General features: G+C 39.3%; 20 protein-coding genes and 1 pseudogene. 20 read left to right on the forward strand and 1 reads right to left on the reverse strand.

Features of this window, described 5'->3' with window-relative positions:
* The 8 genes and pseudogenes from ACH0AK_RS14345 to ACH0AK_RS14380 form a co-directional block, all read left to right on the forward strand.
* Positions 1 to 660: pseudogene (locus ACH0AK_RS14345) on the forward strand (transposase); the annotation flags it as partial.
* A 5-nt stretch (positions 661 to 665) separates the two neighbouring features.
* Positions 666 to 1,022 (forward strand): hypothetical protein, encoded by a 357-nt coding sequence (locus tag ACH0AK_RS14350; protein WP_438846587.1) that lies wholly within the window; start codon positions 666 to 668, stop codon positions 1,020 to 1,022.
* Between the two features lie 360 nt (positions 1,023 to 1,382).
* A complete protein-coding gene (locus ACH0AK_RS14355) occupies positions 1,383 to 1,934 on the forward strand; it encodes a 5-formyltetrahydrofolate cyclo-ligase (RefSeq protein WP_226076984.1) in 552 nt (183 codons plus the stop codon).
* 18 nt (positions 1,935 to 1,952) lie between these two features.
* Positions 1,953 to 2,657, forward strand: coding sequence for a rhomboid family intramembrane serine protease (locus tag ACH0AK_RS14360; protein ID WP_226076982.1), 705 nt, complete (start codon positions 1,953 to 1,955; stop codon positions 2,655 to 2,657).
* Between the two features lie 19 nt (positions 2,658 to 2,676).
* Positions 2,677 to 2,886: a YqgQ family protein gene (locus ACH0AK_RS14365; RefSeq protein ID WP_010735144.1), complete on the forward strand. Its 210-nt coding sequence runs from the start codon at positions 2,677 to 2,679 to the stop codon at positions 2,884 to 2,886.
* 2 nt (positions 2,887 to 2,888) lie between these two features.
* Positions 2,889 to 3,854 (forward strand): ROK family glucokinase, encoded by a 966-nt coding sequence (locus ACH0AK_RS14370; RefSeq protein WP_226076980.1) that lies wholly within the window; start codon positions 2,889 to 2,891, stop codon positions 3,852 to 3,854.
* A 14-nt stretch (positions 3,855 to 3,868) separates the two neighbouring features.
* A complete protein-coding gene (locus ACH0AK_RS14375) occupies positions 3,869 to 4,264 on the forward strand; it encodes a rhodanese-like domain-containing protein (RefSeq protein WP_010735146.1) in 396 nt (131 codons plus the stop codon).
* Positions 4,265 to 4,597: 333 nt separating this feature from the next.
* Positions 4,598 to 6,400, forward strand: coding sequence for an FAD/NAD(P)-binding protein (locus ACH0AK_RS14380; RefSeq protein ID WP_499797044.1), 1,803 nt, complete (start codon positions 4,598 to 4,600; stop codon positions 6,398 to 6,400).
* A gap of 371 nt (positions 6,401 to 6,771) precedes the next feature.
* Here the strand turns inward: ACH0AK_RS14380 and ACH0AK_RS14385 are convergent, their stop codons facing one another.
* Positions 6,772 to 6,939 (reverse strand): DUF3042 family protein, encoded by a 168-nt coding sequence (locus ACH0AK_RS14385; RefSeq protein WP_010735150.1) that lies wholly within the window; start codon positions 6,937 to 6,939, stop codon positions 6,772 to 6,774.
* Between the two features lie 246 nt (positions 6,940 to 7,185).
* Here ACH0AK_RS14385 and galE point away from each other — a divergent pair, with 246 nt between their 5' ends.
* From galE to ACH0AK_RS14445, 12 genes are all read left to right on the forward strand, one after another.
* Complete coding sequence (gene galE / locus ACH0AK_RS14390) at positions 7,186 to 8,175, forward strand: UDP-glucose 4-epimerase GalE (protein ID WP_226076976.1); 990 nt, start codon at positions 7,186 to 7,188, stop codon at positions 8,173 to 8,175.
* Between the two features lie 10 nt (positions 8,176 to 8,185).
* Positions 8,186 to 9,670 (forward strand): UDP-glucose--hexose-1-phosphate uridylyltransferase, encoded by a 1,485-nt coding sequence (gene galT, locus ACH0AK_RS14395; protein WP_226076974.1) that lies wholly within the window; start codon positions 8,186 to 8,188, stop codon positions 9,668 to 9,670.
* A 29-nt stretch (positions 9,671 to 9,699) separates the two neighbouring features.
* Positions 9,700 to 10,695, forward strand: coding sequence for a LacI family DNA-binding transcriptional regulator (locus tag ACH0AK_RS14400; RefSeq protein ID WP_010735153.1), 996 nt, complete (start codon positions 9,700 to 9,702; stop codon positions 10,693 to 10,695).
* 134 nt (positions 10,696 to 10,829) lie between these two features.
* Positions 10,830 to 11,552: a tRNA (adenosine(37)-N6)-threonylcarbamoyltransferase complex dimerization subunit type 1 TsaB gene (gene tsaB / locus ACH0AK_RS14405; protein ID WP_010735154.1), complete on the forward strand. Its 723-nt coding sequence runs from the start codon at positions 10,830 to 10,832 to the stop codon at positions 11,550 to 11,552.
* Positions 11,536 to 12,078, forward strand: coding sequence for a ribosomal protein S18-alanine N-acetyltransferase (rimI, locus tag ACH0AK_RS14410; protein ID WP_023519872.1), 543 nt, complete (start codon positions 11,536 to 11,538; stop codon positions 12,076 to 12,078). The genes tsaB and rimI (ACH0AK_RS14410) overlap by 17 nt, the downstream gene beginning before the upstream one ends.
* A gap of 6 nt (positions 12,079 to 12,084) precedes the next feature.
* A complete protein-coding gene (gene rimI, locus ACH0AK_RS14415; RefSeq protein ID WP_010735156.1) occupies positions 12,085 to 12,555 on the forward strand; it encodes a ribosomal protein S18-alanine N-acetyltransferase in 471 nt (156 codons plus the stop codon).
* Positions 12,552 to 13,595: a tRNA (adenosine(37)-N6)-threonylcarbamoyltransferase complex transferase subunit TsaD gene (tsaD, locus tag ACH0AK_RS14420; protein ID WP_010735157.1), complete on the forward strand. Its 1,044-nt coding sequence runs from the start codon at positions 12,552 to 12,554 to the stop codon at positions 13,593 to 13,595. The genes rimI (ACH0AK_RS14415) and tsaD overlap by 4 nt, the downstream gene beginning before the upstream one ends.
* A 293-nt stretch (positions 13,596 to 13,888) precedes the next feature.
* Complete coding sequence (locus ACH0AK_RS14425; RefSeq protein WP_226076972.1) at positions 13,889 to 14,470, forward strand: hypothetical protein; 582 nt, start codon at positions 13,889 to 13,891, stop codon at positions 14,468 to 14,470.
* Between the two features lie 31 nt (positions 14,471 to 14,501).
* Positions 14,502 to 15,149, forward strand: coding sequence for a class D sortase (locus tag ACH0AK_RS14430; RefSeq protein ID WP_023519871.1), 648 nt, complete (start codon positions 14,502 to 14,504; stop codon positions 15,147 to 15,149).
* 9 nt (positions 15,150 to 15,158) lie between these two features.
* Entirely contained in the window at positions 15,159 to 16,013 is an 855-nt protein-coding gene (locus tag ACH0AK_RS14435) for a hypothetical protein (protein ID WP_226076970.1), read from the forward strand.
* 20 nt (positions 16,014 to 16,033) lie between these two features.
* A complete protein-coding gene (locus ACH0AK_RS14440) occupies positions 16,034 to 16,810 on the forward strand; it encodes a YveK family protein (protein WP_010735161.1) in 777 nt (258 codons plus the stop codon).
* Positions 16,811 to 16,822: 12 nt separating this feature from the next.
* Positions 16,823 to 17,500: a CpsD/CapB family tyrosine-protein kinase gene (locus ACH0AK_RS14445; protein ID WP_023519869.1), complete on the forward strand. Its 678-nt coding sequence runs from the start codon at positions 16,823 to 16,825 to the stop codon at positions 17,498 to 17,500.
* Positions 17,501 to 17,508 lie beyond the last annotated feature (8 nt).

Consider the following 17,508-nt stretch of genomic DNA (forward strand, 5'->3'; position numbering starts at 1 on the left):
GATACTTACCAAGAAAAAGTCAATGTGGCTTGGCGCCAAGGTGTTAATTATGAAACTGGTGAAAAACTAGACCCACTCTTAGGCAGTCTCGTCTCTACCTCACAATACGTCAAAGACGGCTACACATGGATCAATGAATCTGAACTCGGTCAAGCCCTGATGATCTTAGGCTTTACGTATGCGTCTTACAAAGTCTTGACGACCACTGGCGTGAAACAGGTGGAAAATGCTAAGATTGAGGAGGTGGGTGGTGGAAATATACCAAAGCTATCCACGCTAACTGAAGCAGAGAAACTTAAAATTGCAAATCAATATAAGAAAACAGCACCTATAGATATTCCTGATAACGTAAAAATTAATGCCAAGACAATGAATGCTGGTTATGAACAGATTACTTATAAGTGGAATGATGGTGAATTTAAGTATGAAGTGAGGTGGCATACAAGAACTCCAGGAGCACCTGTTGAACAGGGCAATACATGGGTCATCCAAAGAATACTACCTGGAAATGGAGGGAACAAGCCCCAAAATTTTTTCAAAATTGGTGATAATGAATGGGTAGAAGCGTATAAATGGTATGATGCTATAAATGCAAGAAAAAAAGGAAATGCTACTACAGAACAAATTATAATTTTGGAAAAAGGTCATTGGAAGGAGTGAATGGTATGATTGACAATAAGTTTTATGAAGGTTTCGAAGGAGAAGCAGAGCTTTCTTTTATAGCTGATGGCAATAAACTTATAATTTGGAACGGGTATTTTGATACAATTTTAGATAACTTATTAGATTGTAATTTAGAAAAAAAGGGGATTTTGAAAGAATACTTTCATCATGAGGGATGGTATGATGATTCACCGTGGTTAATCAAAGATAAATCCCTTATTATTGAACAATTAAAATGTTTTAATATCAACAAAATAAATCAAATCTCAATGAAAGATAGCTTGGAAGAAGTAGTTCAAGCAATTGTTTTATTTTTAGAACACAATTACTTAAGTAAAATCTATATCAACTACGAATAATAAAAGATAGAAATTATAGATGGTAAAAAGTCTCTATTCATGAATTGTTAAGTTGAAAATTGAAAAACAAATATAAACAAAAAAATCATTCGCATCACTAGTTTTCATCTAGTCTGTGAATGATTTTTCTTCTGTCGTATACATCAAGAAAGAGTAACCTTTATTCATCGATTCCACATAAACTATAATGCTTTTCAGTGTTATCTAACGAATGAATGATTGACGATTGTTAACATCAAATGGGGATAAATCGATGTCCTAACTAAAATTAGACAGAACAAATCCAAAAATCTAAAAAGTTAAATTGCTATTTTCTCCGTTTTCCGCTACCATTTTAACAGAAGGTAGGCAGGTGATTATTTGGGACACGAAAAGCAGAAAAAAGAACAGCTCCGTCAATATGGCATTAATGAACTTAAAAAAATTGCTGCAAGTGGCTACAAAAAAGAAAAAGAACAAAAAATCTATAAGCAATTGTTTGCAACCGAGTATTGGAAGCAGGCGCAAGTCATCGGTATAACTCTTTCAAATGAATTTGAAATAGATACACGACCGTTGATCGAACAAGCGAGAGCCTCAGGGAAAATCGTTGTGATCCCCAAAACATTGCCAAAACGTCAAATGGCATTTTATGAGTTCTCTGAGCACACAGTTTTAGAACGTTCAAGTTTTGGTGTGTTAGAACCTGTTTCAACGCATTTTTATGAGGCAACGATGATCGATTTATTGATCGTCCCAGGAATCATCTTTCATCCAGATGGGTACAGAATCGGCTTTGGTGGAGGGTATTACGATCGCTATCTGGAAGAGTATCCGCATCAAACGTGCAGCTTGACTTTCAAAGAGATGATTCATAATGATTGGGAACCAGAAGACTTTGATAAGAAAATCCAACATTTATTGAACGACTAAAAAAACAAGGGGGTATATATGAAAGTAAATCGGCAGCAACAATTCAAATTAAAATCTTGGCTCGATGGGCCATTTTTAACACAGATTTTTTTAGTAATCCAAACAATCGTCTTTTTCGCAATGGAGGTATTACCTGGTAATAGCGTGGCTTTTGGACTAGGCATGTCTGGCCAGCATATTGCCTACCTACATGAATGGTGGCGTTTGATCACACCAATATTTATCCATTTTGGGATGATGCATTTTGTACTGAACTCTGTCGTTTTGTATTTTATGGGTTCACAAATCGAAACGGTATACGGTCATTGGCGCTTTTTCTTGATTTATTTACTTAGTGGTATCATGGGAAATGTGACCAGTTTTGCCTTCAATGAAATGAACGTATTATCTGGTGGGGCAAGTACATCACTTTTTGGTTTATTTGGTGCGTTATTTGTTCTAGGTATTCATTACAAAAATGATTATCTGGTGAAACAGCTTGTACGCCGTTACATGATATTCATTGTTTTTTCTTTTATATTCGGTATATCAGATACCTCAGTAGATATCTGGGGACATGTTGGTGGCTTGATCGGAGGTTTCCTGATAGGGAATCTATTAGGATTACCAAATCGATCCAATGATTACTCAATCCATCATCGTATTATATCGTCGATCGTTTTTCTCTTTCTTTTTATAATATGTGTTTTAGTGGGTTTAAAAAATTATGGAATACTTGTATAATGTGAAGGAAGTGCTTTAAATGGAAAGCTTATACGACGTACAACAGCTATTCAAGAGATTTGGTATCTTTATTTATGTGGGAGCACGGATTTATGATATTGAATTGATGACGATCGAATTACGTAAGCTTTATGATAATCATTTGATCGATCACGAAACATATATGACTGCGTGGCACATCTTAAAAAGAGAACACCGAATCGAAGAGAGCAGAAAGAAAGGAATTTGATCATGGACAAAAAAATTATTGGGATTGATTTAGGTGGAACAACAGCAAAATTTGCGATCTTGACACCTGACGGAGAAATTCAACAGAAATGGAGTATCGATACCAATATTTTGGATGATGGCAAACACATTATTCCTGAAATCATTGAGTCTATCAACCATCGTTTAAATCTATACCATATGAAAGCGGAAGATTTCATCGGTATCGGCATGGGAACACCAGGAACAGTCGACAGCGAAGCTGGTACAGTGATTGGTGCTTACAATTTAAATTGGCGCGAGCTTCAATTTGTAAAAAAAATGATTGAAGAAGGAACGGGCATCAAATTTGCCATCGATAATGACGCCAATGTCGCAGCATTAGGCGAACGTTGGAAAGGTGCAGGCGAAAATGATCCTGATGTCGTATTCATCACTCTAGGTACAGGTGTTGGTGGCGGTATTGTGGCGGATGGTCATTTACTTCATGGGGTGACTGGAGCCGCTGGAGAAGTAGGACACATTACGATCGATCCAAATGGATTCGAATGTACTTGTGGCAAACGTGGCTGTTTAGAAACTGTCTCAAGTGCGACAGGTGTCGTTCGAGTGGCCCGTCATTTGGCAGAAGAATATGCCGGTGATTCACGCTTGAAAGCGATGCTTGATAATGGTGAAGAAGTAACAAGTAAAGATGTTTTTGAATTAGCAGAAGCAGAAGATCCATTTGGTTTGATGGTGGTCGATCGTGTCTGTCTATATCTAGGACTAGCTTGCGGGAATTTAGGAAACACGTTGAATCCATCAAGTATTGTCATCGGTGGAGGCGTATCAGCTGCGGGAGAATTTTTACGCAGTCGTGTGGAGAAATACTTCAAAGAATTTACCTTCCCACAAGTGAGAGAATCAACAAAAATTAAATTAGCTGAATTAGGAAATGAAGCAGGCGTTATCGGTGCTGCCTCATTAGCCTTGAAATATGCTGAATAAAGTGGAGGCACGACATGGTTTTATGGATTATTAACATCATTTTATTACTGATCATCTTAGCTATCGTATTTTGGGAAGTTTACTTACGAGTAATGGCTAAACGTTCTGCAACAATGCTTGAAGAAGAAGAATTTCGTGAAGGAATGCGTCGTGCACAAGTCATCGATGTTCGTGAAAAAGATGTCTTTGATGCGGGTCATATTTTAGGCGCTAGAAATATTCCATATACAGTACTAAAAAATTCACTTGGTTCGATTCGTAAAGACCAACCGGTTTATATTTATGATCAAAAGAAAAGTTTGAGTATTCGTACAGCTAACCAACTGCGTAAAGCAGGTTACCAAGATATCTATATCTTAAAAGGTGGCTATGATGGTTGGTCAGGTAAAATCAAAAGTAAAAAAATCTAACGAGGAGTCTTGTACTTCTTATGTTACCTTAGTAGCAACAAGAATAAGAGCGGTTATTCGCTCCTTTTTCTTGTTGTTTTTTCTTATTGCAGAAAAATTATGCTATGATGGAATGAGAGGATATGATAAAGGTAGTCATCACAAAATGTTTTCCTAAATTCGGTTTTTTAATTTACGGATGTTATTTGGAAATCAGTTGGTCACAAAATAAAAAACATGAAGAACTGTTGCTCCTCAGTGAGTTAGCCAAGTAAATCATTGTAGCGCGTATTGAGTGAAATCAAGAGAAAAGATGCGTGACAATCAAGCAAATACATATAGGTAGGTGGATAGATGAGAATTGGGATCATCGGGGCAGGACCTCGTGGACTTAGCATGTTAGAGCGTTTACTCTATAATCAACAACAAGAAAATATTGAGATCCTCCTTTTTGATCCAAGTGGAATCGGTGGCAAGGTTTGGCGAGTCGATCAGCCAAAAGAAGTACTGATGAATTCATTGGCGTCACAAGTGACGATGTTTACGGATGAGACATTAAGTAGTGGAGGCGTGGTCGCTAACGGAGTGAATCTTTATCAATGGGCGAAAGAATTTGCCCCTTCTTATCTTAGTCAGACAACTATCAAAGAAAAAGAAGCGTTTTTGTGTGAAGCAGCTAATTTATTAGAAAATCAACCAACAAGTCGTCGCTTCTTTGGCGTCTATCTCCAATGGTTTTACGCGCGCCTACAAGAACGATTTTCTGATCGTTTCGATTATATACAAGAATTAGTTATCGAAGCCACCAAGAAAGAGAAACAATTCATTCTGCGAACTAAAGAAGAAGCCTATGTGGTGGATCAACTGATCCTAGCAACGGGTCATTGGGAACATGAACAAACGTCAGAAGAAAGCCAATTAAGTGAGTATGCGGCTGAGCATCACTTATTTTACCAAGGACCAGCTAATCCAGCCGATGTTGATTTATCGATGATTCCTGCCCAAGAACCGGTGTTTATTCGGGGGTTAGGACTCTGTTTTTTTGATTATATTGGTTTGTTGACACAACAACGAGGCGGTCGCTTTGAAGAATTGGAAGGTCGATTGGTTTATCGTCCGTCGGGAGAAGAGCCAGTCGTCTATTGCGGTTCTCGGCGAGGCTTACCTTACTATCCCCACGGACGCAACCAGAAAAAAGTTGGCGAGGTGGCACAACCAGTCATTCTGACGCAAGAACGATTAAATATGTATTATCGTACTAAAAAACTGACTGGGGAGGATTTTTTTACTGACTTAAAAAAAGATCTCGAATTGTTTTATTATAAAAAAGTGATCGAGGAACATGGGGTGTCGATTGCTCTCAGCGGATTTCAAGAAGTCTTTCTTGGGGCTACAGAAAAGGAATGGCTGCGAAAATATCCTGAATTATCAAGCCACTTGTGGTCATGGAACTTACTGGATCACTTGATCGACCACACGTTGCCGTATCAACAAATGAGTCGGAGGTATATCGAAGATCAAATCAATGAAGCGTTAAAAGGCAATGTGAGTGGTCCATTGATTGCGACGTTGGATGCATTGAAAGATTGGCGAAATATCGTGCATCAAGTGATGCTATTGGAAGTTTTTTCTGCAAAAGAATATAAAGAAATATTGTGGCAATGGTTCAATACGTTTGATGCGTTTTTTACTATTGGTCCGCCTTTACGAAGAACGCAGGAATTAGCAGCATTGATCGATGCAGGAATTTTCCATTTGGTGGAACCTCCTTTTACTGTTGTAGGAAAGGACAAGAGATTTCACCTGGAACCAGAAGGGCTTACAAGTAGCTATCTAATTGAGGCACGATTACCAAAAAATGACTTACGAACAACAAGAAATCCAGCCTTGATCAGTCTACGTGATGCCCAGATCCTTCAGCCATTCCAGTTGCATGATCCAAGTGGCGATTTCGTTTCTGGTGCGGTAGCAATCGAACGAGAAAATTCACGTGTGATCGATGCCCATGGAGAAGTACAAAACAATTTGTATTGTATCGGCATCCCAACTGAAGGGGTAGAATGGTTAACAGCCTCCGTTCCGAGACCCCATGTCGATTTTTGGAATCTTAGACAAATTGATCGTATCGCACAACTGATTTTAGCAGAAAAATCATAAAAAGAACGTTCCTTTAGGAGAGAGGGACATTAGTTCTCTTCCACCAACTAAAACCGAATAAACGGCGGGAACAGAAGTAACCTCTTGGGAAATAAGGCGCCATCCACAAAAATTTGAAGAACAATTTTCGTGGATGGCGCCTTATTTCTCGAGGCTAAACACTTCTGTCCTGACACTTGTAAGAACGTTCTTTTTGGATAGCATGAGGGAGATAGTGGAAACACAACTGTGCTATTTGTCAGCTTCCATTTCTATCGTAACTTAAAAATGCGAGTTTTAGAAAAAACTCGGTAGAAACAAAAAAACCCAAAAAATTGAAGAACAACTTTGGGTTTTTTGTTTTTGAAGCTGAATGCTTCAATCACTAGCTCTTATCGTGACACACGTTTTCTCATTGCTTTTTTACGATTTTCTTCAATCATTGCTTCTTTTTCGTCGATTGGGTCGATGACTGTTTTCTTCACAGAAGTTACTAAACCAGCCACAGCTGCTACAGTAGCCAAGCTACCTACTAAGATACCTGATACAAATTTTTTCATAATGATTCACCTCATTTATCTATTTGACACTTCTATTATGAAGCAAAACAAGGAAAAACGCTAGTCTTTCGTTTTTTTATTTGAAACCCTTTACAATAAAATGTTGAAAAAATTTACTAAATGTTTTATTATAAATTTACTAAATAAAATGAAAGAAGGTTTTGTCAAAAAAAGTCCCTGTTTTCTGGTCATCACTTTTGTTAAAATAAATAACGAATATAATTATATGGATAAAGGAGTCTTAACATGACAATTTTAGTATTAGGCGGAGCAGGCTATATTGGTTCCCATGCCGTCGATCAATTAATTGAAAAGGGCTATGATGTAGCAGTCGTGGATAATCTTTTGACAGGCCATCGTCAAGCAGTTCATACTGATGCACGTTTTTATGAAGGCGATATTCGTGACAAAGAATTTTTACGTGGAGTTTTCCAAAAAGAAACGATTGAGGGCGTCTTGCACTTTGCAGCGAGCTCGTTAGTCGGTGAATCAGTTGAAAAACCCTTAGTCTACTTCAATAATAATGTTTATGGCATGCAAATATTATTAGAAGTAATGCACGAGTTTGATGTGAAACGGATTGTCTTTTCTTCAACAGCTGCGACTTACGGTGAGCCAAAAGAATCGCCAATTACAGAGGGGTCACCAACGAATCCGAAAAATCCTTATGGCGAAAGTAAGTTGATGATGGAAAAAATGATGAAATGGTGTGACGAAGCATATGGCATGCGTTATGTGGCTTTACGCTATTTTAATGTAGCAGGAGCTAAGAATGATGCGTCGATCGGCGAAGATCATACGCCCGAAACTCATTTAGTGCCGATCATTTTACAAGTAGCTTTAGGCCAACGAGAGTCATTAGCAATCTATGGGGATAATTATGATACGCCAGACGGAACATGTATCAGAGATTACGTACAAGTAGAAGATCTGATTGCTGCGCATATTTTAGCTTTAGAATATTTAAAAGCTGGAAATGAAAGCAACTTCTTCAACTTGGGAAGTAACAAAGGTTATTCAGTCACAGAGATGCTAGAAGCAGCACGAGAAGTCACAGGCCGTGATATTCCTGCGAAAATCGCACCACGAAGAGCAGGTGATCCAAGTCGTTTAGTAGCGTCAAGTGAAAAAGCGAGAGCAATCCTTGGCTGGGCACCTGAATATACAGATGTGAAAGAAATCATCAAAACTGCTTGGGCATGGCATGAAAGCCATCCTAACGGGTATGAAAAGTAGGTGGAAGAAAATGACGATTAGTCAAACAATTGCAGATTTTGTCACACTAGCAATCGCGTCTGGTGGTTGGATGGAAATGGACCGTATCTACTTACAAAATCGTATTTTAGGTCTTATTGGCGAAGAAGCCGGCGACTCTTTTGAAGTACGTCCAGTGCAAGAAGAATCGGTCGATCTATTGGATCGTTTAGTTGAACAAGCAAAAGAAAATGGCTTGGTGACGGATGTCACAGCTGACCGAGAAATATTTGAGGCACAATTGATGGATTTCTTGACGCCACCACCTTCTGTTGTCAATGCTTTTTTTGCTCAACATTATTCAAAAAGTCCAGAAGAAGCAACGGATTATTTTTATCAGTTGAGCCGCAACAATGACTATATCAAAACACGAGCCATCGCAAAAAATATCGTGTATACTTATCCGTCTGAATATGGGGAGTTGGAAATCACGATCAATCTATCTAAACCTGAAAAAGAGCCAAAACAAATTGCTGCAGAAAGAAAAGCGGTACAAGTCAATTACCCATCGTGTATGTTATGTATGGAAAATGAAGGGTACAAAGGAAGGTTGAATTACCCAGCACGAACCAATCATCGAATCATCCGAATGAACTTAGACGGAGAAAGTTGGGGATTTCAGTATTCGCCTTATGCCTACTACAATGAACACTCGATCATTTTATCAGAAGAACATCGACCAATGCGCATCACTAAAGAAACGTTTGCTCGGTTGTTGAAGATCACTGAAGTCTTACCACACTATTTCGTAGGTTCAAATGCTGATTTGCCGATCGTTGGTGGATCGATCCTTTCACATGACCATTATCAAGCTGGACGTCACGAATTTCCGATGGCAAAAGCGCCGATGGAGAAATTGATCAAGCTAAGCGAGTATCCGCAGGTGATTGCAGGGATCGTCAAATGGCCGATGTCGGTGATCCGGTTACAGTCGCCCGATAAAGATTTATTAGTAGAAGCAGCAGATGCGGTCTTAAACAAATGGCAGAACTATTCAGATGAATCAGTATCAGTCATCGCCTATTCAGCAGATGGTACGCCACACCACACGATCACGCCGATTGCTCGTCGCAGAGAGGATTACTTTGAAATCGACTTAGTATTGCGCGACAACAATGTGTCCGAAGAATATCCTGAAGGGATTTTCCATCCTCATCGTGATATCCAACATATCAAAAAAGAAAACATTGGCTTGATCGAAGTTATGGGGTTGGCTGTGTTGCCGCCACGCTTAAAACCAGAATTGGAAGAAGTGAAGCAATATCTACTGGGTGAAGAAAATCAAGTCGCGGACTACCATCGTGAATGGGCAGAACAGCTAAAACAAGCAAATCCTGATTTGACTGAAGAGACTGCGACAGTTGTTATCCAAAATGCTGTTGGGCAAGTCTTCGCCAGAGTTTTAGAAGATGCCGGTGTCTTCAAACGGGACGAACAAGGAAGAGCTGCGTTCTTGCGCTTTACTGAAACATTATAAGCATCGGTCACTTACAGGAGGGGAAACGAATGGCCACAATCAAAGATATTGCTCAGTTGGCGGGAGTTTCTCCTGCCACTGTCTCAAGAGTGCTGAATTATGATGAGAAATTGTCAGTAGGAATGGAAACGAAACAAAAAATTTTTGAAGTAGCTGAACACTTGAATTATAAAAAACATCATAAGAATCTAGCCTCTGAAAAACAAACGATCAAATTGATCCAATGGTATGATACACAAGAAGAATTAGAAGATCTTTATTATCTTTCTATACGCTTAGGAATCGAAAAAAAAGCGGAAGAAGCGAATATTCGCCTTATCAAGGAAACATGGGATGCCATCAGTGAGCAATCTGCAGATGGAACGATTGCTTTAGGAAAGTTTGACGAAGAGCAATTGAAAGAATTGAAACGTACGCAAGAGAACCTTTTACTTGTCGATTCAGATGGCACAAGATTTGGCATCGATTCATTAGTCGTTGATTTTGAGTCGAGTCTTCGCTTAGTGATGGATCATTTCTTACAAGAAGAAGTCAAACAACTCGTGATGTTAGCCGGAAAAGAGTACACGAAGCAACACCGAACACCGGTGACTGATCCTAGAACGGCAATTTTTCAAAAACTGATCAGTGAAGAAAAGAACCTCACAGGAAAGATCATTGAAGCGGATTTTTCAGTGGAGGCAGGATATCAAGCTGTTCATGATTTTTTATTGCAAGAAAAGGAATTACCGGATGCGTTGTTTGCTGCGAATGATGCATTAGCAATTGGTGCATTGAAGGCAATCAAAGAAGCAGGATTGACTATTCCGCAAGATATCTCAGTGATTGGCTTCAATGATATCAGCGTGGCAAAGTATGTCTCACCACCCCTCTCTACAGTCAAAGTGTACACCGAATGGATGGGGGAGTTGGCAGTTGAGACATTGACCCAGTTAATCCATAGTACTGCACCGGTTGCAAGAAAAATCACGATCGCGACAGAACTAATTTTACGAGAATCAACAAAACAATCTACGATCAAATAGACGATTATCAACCTAAGTATAGGGGTGGAAATTTCGACAGCGGCGAGAGCCAAACTTGATTTTTCCTCCCCTTTTTTACCTCGAAGTATGCTACAATGATAAACGACATTAGAGTAGTAGAAGGGAACGGTCAAATGATTACATTAGGGATCGATACAGCAAATCAAACCTTAGCTGTTGGCGTATTGGAAGACGAAACAGTGTTAGGTCAAATCCAAATCAATAGAAAGAAAAATCATAGTCTGACGTTGATGCCAGCGTTGGATCAATTGATCTCAGATTGCCAACTCACACCAGAACAAATCGATCGAATTGCTGTGTCAAGTGGTCCAGGCTCTTATACAGGATTGAGAATCGGTGTCACAACTGCCAAGACATTAGCATATACTTTAAATAAAGAATTGGTTGGTGTTTCCAGTCTTGCTGTACTTGCAGCAAATTGCGTAGGAATCGAAGGAATCATTGTACCGATGTTTGATGCGAGAAGAAAAAATGTTTATGCTGGTGCCTATCGCTGGCATCATGGAACATTAGAAAACGTTCTAGAGGACAGACATATTGCTTTCGTAGAATTAACCGAAAAATTAAAACAAATGGATGGATCGATCACTTTTGTCGGTAGCGATTGCCACAAATTCAACTCAGAAATCGCTGAATCAATACCTGATGCTAAGCGTAACTCCTTGCCACTTTGGGATATTCCTAGTGGAGTTGTCGTCGCGCAATTAGGGGCTTCAAGTAATCCGGTCAACGATATCCAAGCCTTTTTACCACGTTACTTAAAACGAGTGGAAGCAGAAGAAAAATGGTTGGAGACACATACGCCAGGAGAAGAAAGCTATGTTGAAAAAATTTAAAGCCTATCTACGGACCATGCTTCAAGAAAAAGCAGATTATCCAGAGAAAACGGTCACTGTAGGCGAAAAGCAATTTCAAATACGGGAACTGACAGTTGATGATGTCAAGGCGTTGTTAAGTATCGAACGGGAAGTTTATTTGGGGGAATTACCTTGGACAAAAAGTGCGTTCATCTCAGAGCTGACTTCCCCATTCATGACTTTATATTTAGGGATATTCGATCGAGAAGAATTATTCGGCTTTGTTGGATCCAGAGTATTAGGACTCGATTGCCATCTCACAAACATTGCGGTCAGTCCGAGTTACCAACGGCAGCGTGTCGGTACCTATTTAATCAACGAGATCGAGACATTCGCACGGATGAATCAATGCGAGACCATGTCATTAGAAGTACGGATCAGTAATCAGAATGCCCAACGCTTATACAGAAAACTAGGCTTCCAATCGAGAAAAGTAAAAAAAGGGTATTATACAGAAACGAATGAAGATGCCTTAGATATGGTAAAACTATTAAAAGAAGAGTGAAATAAAGTGATTGAAGAAAAAACAGCTTTCAATGATACAAAATTAGCCCAAGCGCTTTGGCAAGTCAGTGACGATGCTTTTTTAAATGGGTCACCTTGGACAAAAGATCAATTTTTGTCTGATATCCAACAACCACAAACCAATTATTTAGTCGTTCATCAAGCAGAGGAAATCATTGGTTTTATTGGATATGCCAAAGTACTTGATGAAGTAGAAGTGACGAATCTTGCAGTTCTGACTGCTGAACAACACAAAGGTGTAGCAAGACAATTATTACAAGAGATGCTGCAACGAGAAAAAGCTAACCAAGCGCATAGTGTTTTTTTAGAAGTACGACAGTCAAATATTGCTGCCCAACACCTTTACGAATCAGAAAAATTCCGCCAAGTAGGTAAACGAAAAGCCTACTATCATGATCCGGTCGAGGATGCGGTCATCATGTGTACAAAGCTAAAAACAGAGGTGATGAAACCATGAATGAAAAACAAACAGAATTGATTTTAGCAATTGAGTCAAGCTGTGATGAAACAAGCGTAGCGGTCGTGAAAGATGGGCAAGAAATCTTATCAAATATCGTTGCCTCTCAAATCAACAGCCATAAACGCTTTGGCGGGATCGTACCTGAAGTGGCCAGTCGCCATCATGTAGAGCAAATTACTTTATGTCTTGAAGAAGCGTTGGTGGAAGCAGGCGTGACCGCCGAACAACTTACCGCGGTTGCTGTCACAGAAGGACCAGGCCTTGTGGGGGCATTACTCATCGGTATTTCAGCAGCAAAGGCTTTTGCTTGGGCAAATCATCTGCCATTGATCCCTGTCAATCATATGGCAGGACATATTTACTCCGCCCGCTTCGAAAAAGCGTATGAATTTCCATTGATGGCGTTGTTGGTCAGTGGAGGGCACACGGAGTTAGTTTATATGGAAGAAGATGGCGCTTATGAGATCATCGGTGAAACAAGAGACGATGCCGCTGGAGAAGCCTACGACAAAGTAGGACGTGTTTTAGGATTGAGCTATCCAAGTGGAAAAGAAATCGATGAATTAGCCCATCAAGGGAAAGATGCCTACCACTTTCCTCGGGCAATGCTTCGCGAAGATAACTATGATTTTAGTTTCAGTGGCTTAAAAAGTGCATTTATCAATTTAGTCCACAACGCGGAGCAACGAGGGGAAGAATTAGATCGAGCAGACCTTGCTGCGAGTTTTCAAGCCAGTGTTGTCGAAGTCTTGGTAACAAAAACGATACGTGCTTGCAAAATTTATCCGGTGAAGCAATTAATCCTTGCAGGCGGTGTTGCTGCTAATCAAGGACTAAGAGAAAGTTTGAGAAAAAATTTAGCCACAGAATTACCTGAATTGGAACTGATCGTACCACCATTACGTCTTTGTGGGGACAATGCGGCAATGATCGGAGCCGCTGCATCTGTCGAATGGCGAAAAGGGCATCTTGCTGATTATCGACTGAATGCAGAACCAGGTTTAGTGTTAGGTGAGTCCTTGGAAAATGTCAGGTAAATCACCTGACATTTAACCTAGATATTCGCAAACAAAAAGATTATATGAATATAATCTATACTGTGACAAAAATTGCTAGGGGATGGGAATCTTATCCTTTTTTATACACTTAATATCAACATGGCTGATAGGCCCAAAAAAACATAAATTTACTTAGGTTATATAAATTGTGTCAGCTAACTCTATGTGATAGTATAAGAAATGTAGAAAATAAAATGAATAATGTTATTTTCTATAATGTTTTATCTGAAGGCTGAAAGCCTTCACAATAAAATGCAAAGGAGGTCGAATGGATGAAAAAGTTTGTCGGATATTTAGTTGTATTTTTCACTGCATTATTGTTCACTGTTCCTGTAGATGCCGCTGGCGCGATTTCTGCGAATGAGCAACAGATCCTAGACTTGTTAAAAGCACCAGTAAGTATTCAAGGAAAAGAATTCACTGTCCCTGATACTTACATTACACAAGCCGAAAACCATTTGAAGCAAAATGATTTAACGGATGCACAAGTAGAAACTGCCGTTACAGGTATTCAAAATGTGCGTAATCTGTTAGGTTCAGTAACAATCGATATGACAGGAATCAACACGCTTGATGATTTGATTCGTGCTTTACCGCGGGATATCATCATGCAAATCCAACAAGAGGTAACAAGAGTTGCTGACGCGTTGGGATTAGTTGTACTAAGTTGGAATGGTAGCGATATCCAAATCGGTGCAAAAAATGCTGATGGAACAACTTCACCAGCTTTTAGCACTAGTTCTCCAATTAAACAAACAGGTGGTAATTATACCGCTAGTGCAATGGCAATTGCTTCATTACTATTAGTCGCAGCAGGTGCGGTTATAGTAGGAAGAAAGACAAAGATTGCGTAAAAAGCGCAAGCTGCTTAAGAGACTAGGGGCAATGCTTTTTGTCCCTGTCTTTTTTTTGGCAGCTGGTTATTCTCTAATGTACGTCATAGGAAGACCTGTCATTCATTTTGCCACTTCTTCTTTAAATTTGTTTTTACTTTCAGATGTTCCAACATTCGAAACGCAAGAACAAAGCTTTGAAGCTGTAAAAGAAGAAGATGTCGCTAAAGATGAGAACAATGAACTGGCATCTAGCAGTATCGCTTACCCTAGAGGTGGCGAACGCTATGGTGACATCATGGTAGATTCTTTAGATCTGAATGTGCCTTTGTATTTTGGAGATACCGATGAGATATTAAGAAAAGGTGCCGGACAATATATGGGTTCTGTCTACATAGGTGAGACTGGAACGTCACTAGTCGGTGGGCACAATGTTGATGGGTTTGGTAAGCTAAGCGGTATTCAAACAAATGATATCGTGACAGCTAAGACGACCTATGCGAATTACCGCTATCAAGTAAAAGAAATGGTGATTCGTCATAAAGATGATCCGGAAATCAATGAATTGATCAGTCAAAAAGATAAACCAATACTGCTTCTTTATACATGCTATCCTGTTGATAGTTTAGGCATGACGGATGAACGACTTTTTGTTATCTGTGAGTTAGTTGAAGGTCCGTTGATCAATCCTAATAAATAGGAGGAAATCATGAGTACGCAAAAATTCATGCAAAAAGGGTCTCGTTGGCTACTTACTTTTATTTGTTCTTTGAGTTTGTTTGCCGGCATGACGTTAGTTGTATTGAGACTAACGTTGTTCAACCAACAGTTTATGGAAAAAGCCATGGAAGAAGCCAATTATTCAGAAACGATCACCTCTGAGATCAATCAAAGAATCAGCGATCTAGGTCGAGGAAGCAATATTCCTGCAGATATATTGGCAGACACTGTTCCTCAAGCTTATGTACAATCGAATGTTGAACACTATATTCGCACCATTTATACAGACATTCCTTTTTTGATTGAACGGACAGAGGATGTAGACAAAATCATCCAGAAAAAAGTCGAAGATTATGCGAAAGAAAACAATTATGAAATCAATGCAGAAACGCAACAATCGATTGATAATCTAAAAAAATCTGCCATCGAAACCTATAGTGAATATATTGAGATCCCTTATCTTTTGACCTATGGGAAGCAAGTGATGGGGTATAAAAGAACGCTGACCTTATTGATCTTCTTTACAATGACAGTTTCTGCATTATTAGTGATTGCGATCATTGCAATCGACACACGTTTTTTCCATCGTGCGTTACGCTATTTAAGTTATGCAGTGGGTGGCGCTGGTCTAATGCTTTTAGCGTTACCTCTTTTTGTGTACCTTTCAAAAATGGTCGAGCGTATCGGCATCAATTCAAAGTCGCTCTATCATTTTTTAACTACGTATCTAAGCAACTTTATTGTAACATTTATCCAATGGGGAATCGTGCTCATTATTTGTAGTTTCATCATCTGGATGTTGAGCGAACTATTAAGAAGACGAAAAGTTAAGAAAAGATATTAACGATAGAAAGTGGAGAAAACATGGAAGAAACGATTAGTCTAGGAGAATTATTTGAGATTTTAAGAAAGCGTTGGTTGCTGATTCTTGCGACCACGCTTGCCGGATTTGCATTAGCTGCTGGAGTCACGTTCTTTTTGATCACACCTAAATACAGTTCATCAGCTGAGATGATCGTTCAGTCAAAAGCAGAAAATACGAATACGAATCTACAAGATGTCAACGCTAACGTATTGTTGATCAATACTTACAAAGATATGATTTTAGGTGATGTTGTCATCAATGATGTTCAAAGAGAACTTGAACAAAATTATGGACAAAGTCTTACAAAGGGTGAGTTGAAATCGGTGATCAGTGTCAATCAATCACAAAACTCACAAATGTTCCAAATCGTTGCAACTGTTGATAATCCAGATCATGCGACGGATATCGCCAACGTCACAGCACAAGTTTTCCAATCAAAAGCAACGGACGTATTGAATGTCAATAAAGTGACGATCACTTCTGCAGCACAAAGCAATCCTACACCTGTTTCACCAAATAACATGTTGAACGTAGTTATTGGTGGGTTACTTGGCTTGATGATTGGAGTCGGATTAGCCTTTCTTCTAGAGTTGTTAGATAAAACAGTTAAAGATGAACGTTTTGTCACAGAAGAATTAGGATTGCCGATACTTGGAGATGTCAATGAAATGACGAAGAAAGAACTTGAAAACGGCCGTATGTTTCAACCAGCAGAAGTCGAAACGATTGAAACAACTGAACAAAGAGAAAGCCGTCGTTCACGAAAACGTGTATAAGGAGAAGTATTTATGAAGAAAAACACTATTTTACCTGTTTCACTCCTCAGCATTACCGATAAAAATGCCATGGTTTCCGAACAATATCGGACGATCCGTTCAAATATCCAATTTGCTTCTGTCGATCGTGAATTGAAGACGATGGTCGTGACTTCATCTGGTCCAGGTGAAGGAAAATCAACAACAGCTGCTAACTTAGCTGTCGTATTCGCAAATAGTGGCAAAAGAGTTTTGCTGGTTGATGCTGATTTGAGAAAACCAAGTGTAGCATTGACTTTTCAATTGCCAAATGTCAATGGATTAAGTAATTTCTTAGGCGATCGTGAAGGAAGACCGGAATCATATTATCATACCAGTTCCGTCGAAAATCTTTGGGTCATGACAAGTGGACCGAAACCACCGAATCCATCCGAACTACTTGATTCGAAACGAATGGAAGAAGTGATCGAACAACTAAAAGCATTATTTGATTTGATCATTTTTGATTTACCACCCATTGCAACAGTCACTGATGCTCAGATCTTAGCCGCAAAAACAGATGGGACACTTTTAGTCGTCCGAGAACGCAAAACAATGAAACAAGAATTAATCAAAGCGAAAGAACTGCTAGCCATTGCACAAGCAACGATTTTAGGTGTTGTTTACAACGGTGCGAAGAAGAATGCAGATTTTAATTATTATTACTATTGATGAGGAAG

Source organism: Enterococcus pernyi (assembly GCF_045371165.1).
Lineage (GTDB): Bacteria > Bacillota > Bacilli > Lactobacillales > Enterococcaceae > Enterococcus_B > Enterococcus_B pernyi.